Genomic DNA, 12,037 nt, shown 5'->3' with positions numbered 1-12,037 from the left:
TTAACTCAGCACGGACATTTCCGTGGCTTGCAGCGAGAAGAGTGCCGTCTATTCGAGCCTTATTCGCTCCGGGCGCGCGGGGTTGCGAAGGGGGCATCAGCCTGAGGTTTGCGAGGCATGGGGATCGTTCCTTGGGTCAGCGAGCGCGGTGTCGCGCCCGACTGAGCCAGGCCCGGACGGCCGGGCGTGAGCGTCATCACGGCCGCTTGCTCAGCAGCGCCAGTCCAGTCCGAAGACGCGTTCTGACGATTTCACTCGCCGCGTCTTGCTTAAGTCAGGGGCGGCTCTCTCCGCGACCTCGCCACACCGCGAACATGAACAAGCCACAACTGCGACCGCCGGACGGCGTTCAGAGACCGTTGGTTAACCATCACCTCAGGCCAATCACGGCCTTGAGGACCAAGCCATGAAGAGCACCCTTACCATCGGCGCCATCTGTACTGTTGTCGGCCTGACAGGCGTCGGCACCGGCACCCAGGCCCAAACCTACCGCCTGCCGGACAATGCCCGTTTGCCTGCGCATACCCTGCCCGGAAGCGCCCGGCTGCCTGATCTCCGCGGCGTCACGCCTCGCCCCGTCGCCTGCGACGTCGATCCCATGATCGCCAGCGTCACCCTGACCAAAGGCGCCCGTCGCGGGCAGGTCAGCGTCAGCTATGAGGTCGTCAACGCCGGGCGCTCCGCCTGGACATCGGGGCCCCGTCAACAGGGCGTCAATCTGCTGGCCCACAACGGAAATACCGGTCGTGACTTCCGCAACCACCAGTCCATGACCGGCACGGCCGGGGCGGGCGCCAGCATGATCCGCTATGACTCGCCCATGATCTCGAACGCCTTCGACGATTTCGAATTCGGCGGTCACGTCGATGTCGCCATCAGCTACGATCCAGACATCGCAATCGATGGCAACACCTGCAATGACGATCGCGCCTATGCCAACAACACCCTGCGGATCGAGAACTCAGCGATCCTGGACTTCATGCGCGGGACGGCGACCCGCCAAACCTTCCGGCGCTGAATGCCGGGAATGACCACCAGTCCGTCGGCTTACCGCCTTTCCTGAGAGCTCAGGGAAGGCGGACCGCCGTCATTGTTCAGTTGTCATTTAGCGGGCATTGCCGGGGTCGCGCTTGACTCAGGAGTGGACGTCCCCTGCCCCACCCATTTGCGCCCAAGCGCCATTCTTTGAAACGACAGAAAAGGTTGGAAAAGCTCCTCCCCGTAGCCTTGGTCCTCCTGGTTCCCGCAGAAAAAAGCCCCGAAGCTGGAGGCTTCGGGGCAAAGCGTTCAGGAGGGATTGAAGCTAGAAACTTGCTCGCAAGGTGACGCCGGCATAGCGCTCGGCGTCCTTGGCCGGGAAGTAGGCGATGTTGCCGGGGTTGGCCGCATTGGTGACGATCGACTCGCGCTGCATGCCGTTTACGAAGTCCTGATCGAACAGGTTGCGAACGAAGAGGCTGAGCGTATAGCGATCATCCGCAGTGCTGGCGCCGACGGTCAGATTGACGAGGCCGTACCCATCCTGAACCAGGCCCGGGTCTTGCTCGAGCGAGAATGTCACCTCGCTCTGCCGGGTGGCGGCCAGTTGGATAAAGCCGTTCAGATCTGTGCCGGGGATGGTGTCGTCGTACCGGATCGACAGATTACCCCGCCATTTCGGCGCGTTGGGAAGCCGGCCGTCGACCACGTTCTGTGCGGTGCCGTTGCCGATCCGGAAACAGGTGTTCACGGGCTGGGCCTGGCCGGCGGCGAGGGTGATCGCGGCGGCCTGGGCGGTCAACGGGCATGACAGACCGGTCGCATCGAAGGTGGCGTCCGCATAGGTGAGGCCGCCGCTCAGGCTGATGCGATCCGTGAGGGCGAACTGGAACTCCACTTCAGCACCCTTGGAGACCGAGGAACCGGCATTCGTCGGGATCGATACGTTCGGAGCGACCGTCGATTGAACCTGAAGGTTTTGATAGTCGGCGTAAAACAGTGCCGTGTTGACGCTCAGCCGTCCGTCGAGCCCCTGGGCTTTGTAGCCCAGCTCCCAGGCCTCTACAGTCTCCGGCAAGACCGCCACCTGGGTCGAGAAATTTGCAGTCAACTCAACATCGTAGCCCCGGCCCTTATATCCGCGAGACCAGGTCAGATAGGTCTGGGCCTGCGAACTGAACTGGTACTGAAGCCCCAACTTGCCGGACAGATCAGTGTCGGCGACTTCTCCCCCACCGGAGGACGCCCCGAAGAGCAGACGATCGCCAGCGAACGGGGGCGTGTTCAAGCGCAGCCCCTCGTAGCTCACCGTCTCACGCTGCAAACGGGCACCGAAAAGGGCCGAAAGCTGATCGGTCAGATGCCATTCCGCCTGGCCGAACGCCGCCACGTTTTCCGTCCGTGTATTGGCGGTGTGTGCGGCGGAGGAGAAGAAGAAGGTCGGGCAGGGCTGACCGAAGGCGGCCGGATTGGTTACGCAGCCGCCGACCCGGCGACGGAAGTCGCGATCCAGGTCGAGGTTGAAGTAGAAGACGCCGACCGTGTACTCGACCGGCTGATTGGACGGCGAGGTCAGACGCAGTTCCTGGGTGAATTGGCCGATGTCCAGCCCCCCGCCGTTGATGCCGAAATAGCCGTTGCCGAACGGCACATAGAGCGGCGTCGCCGACTGGAAGCCGTCGACCTCGACATTGTTCTCGAGCGTCCAGGTCCGATAACCGGTCACCGAGGTCAGGGTGTAGTCACCGACGGACAGGTTGGCTTCAAGCGACACACCCGACGACTTGCTGTCGGCGAAGGTCGTCCCGTCGGTTTCCACCGAACGGTTCGTTGGCGACGCCACGATCGGCGCGCGGATACCCGCGAGCACCGTGTTGGTCGTCTGATAGGGCACGAGTTGGCAGCAGGTGCTGTCGCTTTCGCGATAGTCCGCCGAGACCAGCAGGTTCAGGTCTTCACTGGGCTGCCATTCCAGCTTGCCGCGCAGACCGAAGACTTCGCTGCCGTACACCGTCTGGCCCGTCCCGGTGTCCTGCACATAGCCTTCATCATCGGTGTAAAAGCCGGTGAGGCGCCCACCGAGGGTGTCGGTGAGCGGGCTGGCGATCGTGCCCTTGAAACGATACTCTCCGTGCTCGGCCGCAGTGATCTCGGCCGCTCCGGAAAGGTAGTCGGTGGGGCGCTGGGTGACGACATTCACCACGCCCGCCGTGGCGTTCTTGCCGAACAGGGTGCCCTGCGGCCCGCGCAGAACCTCGACCCGCTCGATGTCGATCAGTTCCTGGAAACCCTGACCCTGACGCGACATGACCACGCCATCGACAACGAAGGAGACGGCCGATTCCAGACCGGTGTTGAACAAGGCCGTGCCGACGCCGCGGATCCGGACGTTGTTGTTCAGGTCGCTGGTCGACTGGGTGTAGGTCAGGGACGGCACCAGGTTGGCGAGACCGCTGGTCCCCGTGATCTGGGAGTTGCTGAGCGTCTCGGCGCTCAGGGCCGTGACGGCGAGGGGCACGTCCTGCAGGCGCTGGCTGCGCTTCTGCGCCGTGACGATGATGTCCTCGACCTGCGCAGTGTCTTCGGATTGCGAGGCCACGTCCTGGGCGAACGCGGGCGCGGCGGCCGCAGCGAGAACGAGGATTGCGGCGCTGGCCATGAGGCGGCGGCTGACGTGAAACTGCATGGTGTCTCCCCATTTGCGTTCCCGCCATCGCCCGGACACATCCGAAGCGCAGCGGTTGTTGTTGCGTCATCGTTGAACTGGGCGAGGTCCCATCGTCAAATGATTGAAAATGGCTACGTGCACCATTTCACTTATGACTGCAGGTGCTGCGCCCTTTACCAGGCCTGAAGCCCGGCCCCTCGGGGATACAGAGGCCGGCGCGTGTCCGACCCGACGTCAGGAGCCTGCGCCGCCACCTCGGCCATTGACGAGGGGAGCTCGAACGGCAGCCGCGCTCCGGGGGTCACCCGACCGGTGACGAAGTCGAAGAATGCTGCGTCCGACGCGCCAAACTCTCCGATCAGCGCGGTCGCCAGGGGCCTGATCTGCGTCAGGACGGCAGGACGATCGAGATAGATGCTGACGACGGTCGGGGTGACGGCGCTGGCCCTCTGAACGGCGAGCAGGTCGGCGTTGTCGACCGGAAAATCCAGCGCGCCTTCGTGGTGACGTTGGCCGAAGAAGTAGGCCGGATGGCTGGTGAACGGCGTCGCGATCCGGACAAGTGACAGGTCGGCCTCCGCCGGATCATCAACGACGGTGAATCCGCGCGCCCGGGCCTCGTCCGGCGACACCTTCCACAGCCAGACCTTTTTCGCTTCCGGTCGAAGCGGCAGAACGCTGTCGCGGTTCTCCAGGAGCACGAGCGAACGCCGCTGCGCTTCGAGCGACTCCTGGCGATGTTCGGGCGAGCCGACGATGCGTCGCGCCGCGTCCGGATCGACATAGGGGTTTTCGAACAGTCCCAATTCGAAGGTCTGGATCAGTAGCCGCATAACCGACTGGTCAATCCGCGCTTCCGGGATCCGTCCGGAGGCGACGACATCGATAATGACGGTGGTGTCCGCCACCCCGCCGAACTGGTCGACGCCCGCCTCGATCGCCTTGGCGAACCGCTCCGACTTGGTCAGGTCTTCGACACCCCACGGCATGCCGACACGGCGATAGTCGAGCGTCCCCGCCTCGCAGTCTGCGAGACAGTCGTCCGTGACCTTCCAGTCGGTCAGGACGACGCCGTCGAAGTCTCGATCCTCACGCAGCAGTTCGGTAATCATCTGCCGGCTGAAGGCAGCCGCGACCCGCTCGGCCGGGCGGCCGTTGATTTCCAGGCCCTCCGGCGGGCGGGCATAGGTGGGCATGACCGCGGCGACCCGCGCCCTGAACGCGCCGTCGAAGGCGCTCAGGTGGTCCTGGAACCGACCCCCGGGAAACACGATGTCCCGGCCATAGGGATTGTGAGCGTCGTAACCCTCCGGCTGGGCTCCGTAGCCGACCCAGTGTTTGACCACGGCGGCGACGCTCTGCGGCCCCAGGCCGGATGTCCCGCCCTGGAAGCCTTCGATATAGGCGCCGACCATGTCCGACACCCTGCGCGGATCGTCGCCGAAGGTGCCGCTGATCCGTGGCCAGCGCGGCTCGCTGGCCAGATCGGCCATCGGCGACAGGGCCATCCGGACCCCGATGGCGCGGTACTCTTCCGATGCGACCTGACCGAAGCGGCGGACCAGCTCGACGTCCCCGATTGCGGCGAAGCCCGTGGTCTCGGGCCATTGCGAGAAGGCGCCGGCGGCCACGCTCAGGCCGAAGGTGGTCTGGAAATGGTTTCGGGGATCCGAGCTCAGTGTAAGAGGGATGCCCAGCCGGCTGGTCTCGGCCATGGCCTGGACCGTATTGCTGGTTTCCGCGAGCGCGCCCGCGTCGTTGCTGCTCACCCGATGGATGATGAACCGGATGTCCTGATCGCGGATCATCGGTTCGATGCCGGCGAGGTCCCATTCCGCCCTGAGAACGCCCCCGACAGTCGGGGGCGAGGCATGCACCATCAGACCGGCTTTTTCGTGCAGGGTCATGCGGGCCGTGAGATCCTCCGCCCGGGCCGCGGCGGGGAGCCGCCAGTCCTCGTAGGGGGTGAGCCGGCCGTCGCGATCAAGATCCTTGAACCGCAGACCGTCGATCGTCAGCACGGAGGCGCTTCGAACACCCAGATAAGGCTGGTTGACGCTCCTGCCGAAGCTGTCGGGCGAAACGGAAGCACAGCCTGACATGGCCGCGCCGAGGAGGGCCAGGACGGTCAGACGTCTCATTTGCTCACGCTCACACCACGGACGGTTCGGTCGCGGGTCGCAACGAGGGCGGCGACGGCCTGCGAGCTCCCAGCGTCAAAGCCGCCAGCAATTGGGCGACCGCCAGCATGCCCAGCGTCGCCCAGAGCGCAGCGGGCAGGCCCTGGGTGAAGCCGATCAGCATCGGTCCGGCCACGCCGCCGATCCGGTTCACCGCCACGGCCACGCCGACTGCGGTGCTGCGAAGGCCGGTCTCGTAGCTCATGGCGATATGATTGTTCATCACAGCCTGGGCGCCGAAGATGAAGAAGCCGGTGGCGGCGACAGCGATCATGGCGAAGGGCGTGTTCAGCGTCGCCGCCAGGCTGATCAGCGACAGGGCGCCGCCGACGAACCCCCAGCAAATCACCGGGACCCGCTCGAACCGATCGGCCAACCAGCCGCCCGCAAGACCGCCGAAGATCTGCATCGTCATCAGAAGCGAGCCATAGCCGAAGGCCGTGCGTACCCCTGCCCCTTCCGCGAGGACGATCGAAGGCAGCCAGCCCGTCAGGCCGTGGATGCAGAGCAGGCTCAGCGCACCCGCCACCCAGATCGAAACGGTCGTGCGCAGGTAACGCGGCGCCAGCAGGCTGGCGAAAGCGCCCTTCCCGCTCGACGTCTCACCGGACTGGAAGGCGGCGCCGACATAGGCGGCGGCGCGGTCGGGGCGGGCGCGGGACAGGATCTGCGCCACCTTGCTCCACCGTTCGCGGGACGCCAGGAAACGGACCGATTCCGGCAGCATGGCATGAGCGAGAAACGCGACCGGTAGACCGAGACCGCCGATCAGATAGAGGGCGCGCCACCCCCATTCCGGGGCGATCAGCAGGCCTGCCAGGCCCGCGGCGATGCCGCCGAGCGAGAAGGGCAGGACGAACGCCAGGGTCGCGAACCGATTGGCGCACCGGCTCGGCGCCCACTCGTTGATATAGACGAAGGCGAGAGGCGACAGCATGCCCAGCGCGACGCCGAGCGCCAGGCGGATGGCGCAGAACACTTCAAACGAATGAGCGAAGATCGCGAGGGCCAGGCTGGCCAGACCTAGAAGCCAGACCGCCCCCAGGGTGATCGCGCGGCGCCCGAACCGGTCCGCCAGCGGCCCCTGCAGCAGAGCTCCGGTCGCCAGCCCGACCAGCCCGATCGACAGCATCATGCCGATCTGCGGAGCCCGCAGCCCCCATTCCTGGCGCACATAGGGCGCGACATAGGCGGCGTTGAACAGGTCATAGCCGTCGAGGAACAGTATGGCTCCGATCAGCACGGCGAACCGGATGTGGAATCCGGACAGCGGTGCATCCCGCATTTCGGCGGCGACGTCGATCACCGGTTCGCTCATGGGTTCGTTCCCTCTGGAAGCGTCCGATCTTGCGCCGGATCGCGGATGAATGATCAGGCGGAGGCGTCTTCCGCAACCGGATTGCTCAGGACGCCGAGGCCGGTAACGGTCACTTCGACCACATCCCCGGGCTTGAGCCAGAGCGGCGGCGTCCGCTTGGCCCCGACCCCGCCCGGCGTCCCTGTCAGGATGACGTCGCCCGGGCTCAGGGTCGTGAAGCCCGAGCAGTAGGCGATGATGTCAGCGATCGAAAAGATCATCTGGTCGAAACCGGCATCCTGCACCACCTCGCCGTTGACGCGGGTAGTGATCCGCTGTCGGTCCAGCGGACCGAGCTCGTCCGGCGTCATCAGCCAGGGGCCGAGCGCACAGGTGTCCGGAAAGTTCTTTCCGGGCGTGAACTGGTGGGTGTGCCACTGCCAATCGCGCACCGAGGCGTCGTTGGCGACGGCATAGCCCGCGACATGATCCAGGGCCGCTTCCCGCGGGATGCGTCGCCCGCCCTTTCCGATGACCACGGCCAATTCGCCCTCGTAGTCGAGATCGGTCGATTCCCGCGGTCGCACGATCGGCCGGCCGCCGGCGATGAGGGTGTCGGCCCAGCGCGTGAAGATCGAAGGATGATCGACCTTCGCCCGGCCGGTCTCCTTGCGGTGATCTTCGTAGTTGTGACCGACGCACAGGATCTTGCCGGGATTGGGCAGGACCGGCAGCAAGGTGACATCCGACAGTGGGATCGACCCGCCGCTCGACATGACGGCGGCGACGCCGCCCGAGGCCAGGGCCGCCTTCAGGTCGACGGGTCCGGAGGCCGGCGCCACCGCGATGCGGTCGCCTTCAAGCACGCCGTAGCCGGCGCGTCCCTGGTGTTCAAAACTGACGATCTTCACGGGTCGGCTCCTTTCAGGCGGCCGGCAGCGCAGGCGCGCCGGGGAAACGGAATTTGCGTTCGGCGACGGCCAGGGCGGCGACATCCTTGTCGGTGACCCCCCATTGATCGATGCGGTTCTGCGGCCAGGTCCAGTCCTCCGGCGTGCCGGTCCGATAGTCGTCTCCGACCTTCTCGACCGCAGTCGAATACTCGATCACGGGACCGAAGGGGGCGATGTAGTAGGCGAAGACATTGTCGCCGGGACCATGGCGGCCGGGGCCCCACGCGGCCGTCAAGCCATAGTCCCGCATCCGCCCGATGCCCCGCATGACCGCGTCGATATCGACCATCTCGAACGCGATGTGATTGAGCGTGGCGACGCCGGCGCGGGCGAAGGCGATCGAATGGTGCGAGTCATCACACCGCACGAACACCATGCCCTTCGTCCTGTCCGAGACGCGGAAGCCCAAGACCCGCTCGACAAAATCGCCGGACGCCTCGGCGTCCCGGGCATTGAAAACGACATGGGTGAGGCGGTTCGGCATGTCGGGACATCCCTCCAGCCGTTCATGGCTCTGGACGCCGGACAGGAAGCGGAACCGCTCGCCATCGGGGGCGGTCACCAGGATGCCGCGGCCGGATCCGGCTTCAGCCGTCGCGTCGACCCGCTCGACCGGTGCCCCTTTCGCCATGGCCGAAGCTTCGATCCGATCGATCTCGGCCTCGGACGCGATGAAGGTGACCGACTGAACCGTCGGGGCATCCGCCTCGGTCAGGGCCAGCAGATAGGCGTCGTCTCCTGCGCCGCGGAGGTGCCAGGTGTCGGCCTCACGCGTCGCCGGAGCCATGCCCCAGTGCTCGGTCAGAAAGTCGGCAGCCGCCCCGGCGCCTGGCAGCGCAAGCTCGATGCTGCGGAGTCTGGTCATGGACGGGCCTCCGGATCGGCGCCCGGATCGGCGACCAGGCCTGCGGCCGCGATGCCCGCCACCGCGCAGCGTTCGTCGAGATCGGAGGTGTCGCCGCTGATCCCGACCGCCCCAAGGATCGCGCCGGCCGCGTCGCGGATCAGCACCCCGCCAGGCGCGAGTGCGATCTGGCCCTCCGTCACGGCCGAGAGGGAGGCGAAGAAGGCCGGCGACTGCCGGGCGCGCGCGGCGATAGCGCGGCTGCCCATTCCCATGCCCAGGGCTCCGGCGGCCTTCGCCGTCGCGATGGTCGAGCGGAACAGGCTGGCCGTCTCCTGACGATGGATCGTCAGGACATGTCCGCCGCCGTCAAGGACGACCACGCTGAGCGGCCTCGCTCCGTCCTCCCGCGCCTTCACGAAGGCGGCTTGCGTAATGGTCAGGGCGAGATCGAGCGTCAGGCCGGACATAGGGTCTCCTCGGCGGCGACAGCATGTGTGAAGTCGCGGGCGAGACCCGACACCGCGCCCGCTCCGCTCGCCGTCCCGAAAACATAGAAGTCGGGGCGCAACAGGACCGCGTCGGCCTCGTGCTCATCCAGCCAGCGACCAAGATCGCCGGCCGCGTCTTCCAGGTCTTTCCCGATGCGAAAATGCCGGATGCGGAGGCGCTGCAGGAGCGTCGGCTCCACACCTGCCTGCTCGCCCCGCGACAGGATCACCAGCCCGCCGCCGGTGGCGTCATCCAGCAGCCCCTCCTGTTCCGCCGAACGGACGGTGGGCTGAATGAAGCGCTTGCCGGCGCCCGGGCTGTCGAGCGTCAGGCCCCGGATCGGCGTGATCAGGTCGGCGGCGGTCCGCACGGGGTCGCCCTGCCTTGCACGCATCTCGGCGTCGCGTGCGGCAGCACGGATCGGATCGAGCATGCAGATATAGCGCCCGGCCTCGACCGCACTGGCGATGACCGAGCGGACCTGGGGTTCGCGCTCCTGCTGATAACCATCCAGCAGACCGTCGGGAGCGCTGCCGGACAGAACCTTCTCCAGCTTCCACGCCAGATTGGCGACATCCCGCATGCCATGGCACATGCCCTGGCCGAAAAACGGCGGCGTCTGGTGCGCCGCATCGCCGGCCAGAAACACCCGGCCGACCTTCCAGGTCTCGGCGATCAGCCCATGAAAGCGATAGGTGGTCGCACGCACGATCCGGCTCGTCGCCGATCCGACCCAGGGCGCCACCAAGGCCTCGATGGCGTCAGCGTCCAGCGTCGTCTCGTCTTCTCCGGGGAGCAGCATGAACTCCCAGCGGCGGTGGTTGCCCCTGCCGGGAACGATAGTCGCCGGCCGTCGTGGATCGCACAGCATGATGGACAGTTGCTGCAGATCCGCGCCCTCGGGCACATGGTGGAAGCCCGGGAACACCAGGGGCCCGTCGACTTCGGCGTCCACCACCAGCCAGGGCTCCTCGAAACCCAGATCATCCAGGACCACGCCCAGAGCCTTGCGCGTCGGGCTACTGGCCCCGTCGCAGGCGATCACCCAGCGGGCTGAAACGATGGTCTCGCCCTCCGGCGCGGCCAATCGCAAGCGGACGCCCCGATCGTCCTGGTCGATCCCGAGGCATGCGACGCCGAGGCGCAGATCGACCTCCGCGAACCGGTCCAGCCCCTCGCGAAGCACAGCCTCGAGCTCTGGCTGGTAGAAGAAGTAGTCGCCGGACCAGCCGAAAGGCCGGGGTCGCCCTGCGGTGCCCATGTAGCGGATGACGCCGCCGTCGGCGCCGATATGCATATGCCCCTGGGTGTCACGCACGAGCGACGAAACGCGGTCGACCAGGTCGGCGCTCTGGAAGAGGCGCATGACCTCATGGTCGATGTGCACGGCGCGCGGCAAGGGATGGGGTTCAGCGACGCGCTCGACGACCAGCGTCCTCACCCCGGCCCTGCCGAGAAGATTGGCCGCCAACCCACCGACCGGTCCGCAGCCGATGATGACGACATCGTAGTCCAGCACGCGGTTCCGTCCCTCGGTTTTCTCGTTGGCATCGTGTTGACAGTCGCCGACACCCTCCGTCAAATGATCGAAATTGGGGTAGTGGGTCGTTTTCCTTATGGCTGTCGAAGCGTCCCAGATCGCCAACCTGCTCGCGATCGCCCGCCATGGCTCCTTCACCCGCGCAGCGGCGGAAAAGGGCATGTCCCAGCCCGCCCTGTCGAACAGCATCGCCCTGCTTGAGCAAAGGCTGGGCGTGCAGGTGCTGGAAAGAAGTCGTCGCGGATCAACCCTGACGGCCTTCGGCGAGATCCTAGTCCGTCGCGCCGAGGGCGTGCAATCGCTGCTTTCAGACGCAGAGGCCGAGGTCCGCAGTCACGCCATGGGCATATCGGGCCCCCTGAGAATCGGCGCCACGCCCAGCGTGCTGGCAAGCCTTCTGCCCAATGCGCTCCGACTTCTGGACAACGGCCGGACGCCGCTGGATCTCGAGATTGTCGATGGTCTGGACGGCCGGCTGGTGCCGATGCTGAGGTCCGGGAAGATCGACATCATCGTCGGCCCCGTCGACGAGATGCTCGGCGGGACGGATGATGTCGTCGAGGCCGTTCTGTTCGACGACCCTTTCTGGTTGGCCGCCGGCCCGGCCAGCCCGTTTTACGACGCGAAATCCCTGTCGCTCGGTCAACTGGCGGACGCGCCCTGGGCCTTGCCGCGGGAAGGGAGCACCTATCGGCGCCACGTCGAAGCTCTGTTCATGACGGCGGGAGTCGCCTGGCCGAGGGACTGCATTCTCGTGAACGCCCTGCCCTTGCTCGAAAGTCTCGTCACTCACACGTCGCGCATCACCCTGGTGTCTCGCGCCCAGTTGACCCAACCACCTCAACCTTTCCGCGTGATCACCTTGCAGGGGGCCGGCGGACGCCGCATCGGATACAAGCTGCGCCGAGGCGGCCGTCCGGGCCCGCTGACGCAACAGTTCATTGAGGCGCTGAGAGCGTCAGCCTCTGAGTTATGACCCTTTTTCGGCGGAACTCGCCCCTGCCCCGAGCCGCCATATGTGCGCCGAGATACCGCTCCTGGCGGCGACGGCCCTTAAGGTCAGTAAATGATCATGAGCGACGTGC

The 12,037-nt window shown here is 66.1% G+C and carries 9 protein-coding genes; 2 read left to right on the top strand and 7 right to left on the bottom strand.

What is annotated here, in order from left to right; genetic code table 11:
- The first annotated feature begins 406 nt into the window (after positions 1 to 406).
- Positions 407 to 1,018 carry a hypothetical protein gene (locus Q0044_RS14900; RefSeq protein ID WP_298163250.1) on the top strand — a complete coding sequence of 204 codons (612 nt, stop codon included), beginning with the start codon at positions 407 to 409 and terminating at the stop codon, positions 1,016 to 1,018.
- Positions 1,019 to 1,303: 285 nt separating this feature from the next.
- Here the strand turns inward: Q0044_RS14900 and Q0044_RS14895 are convergent, their stop codons facing one another.
- From Q0044_RS14895 to Q0044_RS14865, 7 genes are all read right to left on the bottom strand, one after another.
- The gene (locus Q0044_RS14895) at positions 1,304 to 3,664 is read right to left on the bottom strand and encodes a TonB-dependent receptor (RefSeq protein ID WP_298163249.1); all 2,361 of its coding nucleotides are present in this window, start codon (positions 3,662 to 3,664) and stop codon (positions 1,304 to 1,306) included.
- A gap of 155 nt (positions 3,665 to 3,819) precedes the next feature.
- Complete coding sequence (locus Q0044_RS14890; RefSeq protein ID WP_298163248.1) at positions 3,820 to 5,787, bottom strand: glycoside hydrolase family 3 protein; 1,968 nt, start codon at positions 5,785 to 5,787, stop codon at positions 3,820 to 3,822.
- A 10-nt stretch (positions 5,788 to 5,797) separates the two neighbouring features.
- Positions 5,798 to 7,144: an MFS transporter gene (locus tag Q0044_RS14885; RefSeq protein ID WP_298163247.1), complete on the bottom strand. Its 1,347-nt coding sequence runs from the start codon at positions 7,142 to 7,144 to the stop codon at positions 5,798 to 5,800.
- Positions 7,145 to 7,197: 53 nt separating this feature from the next.
- The gene (locus tag Q0044_RS14880; RefSeq protein WP_298163246.1) at positions 7,198 to 8,034 is read right to left on the bottom strand and encodes a fumarylacetoacetate hydrolase family protein; all 837 of its coding nucleotides are present in this window, start codon (positions 8,032 to 8,034) and stop codon (positions 7,198 to 7,200) included.
- Between the two features lie 13 nt (positions 8,035 to 8,047).
- Complete coding sequence (locus Q0044_RS14875; protein WP_298163245.1) at positions 8,048 to 8,941, bottom strand: VOC family protein; 894 nt, start codon at positions 8,939 to 8,941, stop codon at positions 8,048 to 8,050.
- Positions 8,938 to 9,390 carry a GlcG/HbpS family heme-binding protein gene (locus Q0044_RS14870; RefSeq protein WP_298163244.1) on the bottom strand — a complete coding sequence of 151 codons (453 nt, stop codon included), beginning with the start codon at positions 9,388 to 9,390 and terminating at the stop codon, positions 8,938 to 8,940. Before Q0044_RS14870 ends, Q0044_RS14875 begins: the two co-directional genes overlap by 4 nt.
- Entirely contained in the window at positions 9,378 to 10,931 is a 1,554-nt protein-coding gene (locus Q0044_RS14865; protein ID WP_298163243.1) for a bifunctional 3-(3-hydroxy-phenyl)propionate/3-hydroxycinnamic acid hydroxylase MhpA, read from the bottom strand. The genes Q0044_RS14870 and Q0044_RS14865 overlap by 13 nt, the downstream gene beginning before the upstream one ends.
- Positions 10,932 to 11,028: 97 nt before the next feature.
- Here Q0044_RS14865 and Q0044_RS14860 point away from each other — a divergent pair, with 97 nt between their 5' ends.
- Entirely contained in the window at positions 11,029 to 11,928 is a 900-nt protein-coding gene (locus Q0044_RS14860) for a LysR family transcriptional regulator (RefSeq protein WP_298163242.1), read from the top strand.
- Positions 11,929 to 12,037: the final 109 nt, after the last annotated feature.

The sequence above is a fragment of the Brevundimonas sp. genome (assembly GCF_027484365.1).
Classification (GTDB): domain Bacteria; phylum Pseudomonadota; class Alphaproteobacteria; order Caulobacterales; family Caulobacteraceae; genus Brevundimonas.
This window is presented reverse-complemented; position numbering and strand designations above follow the sequence as displayed.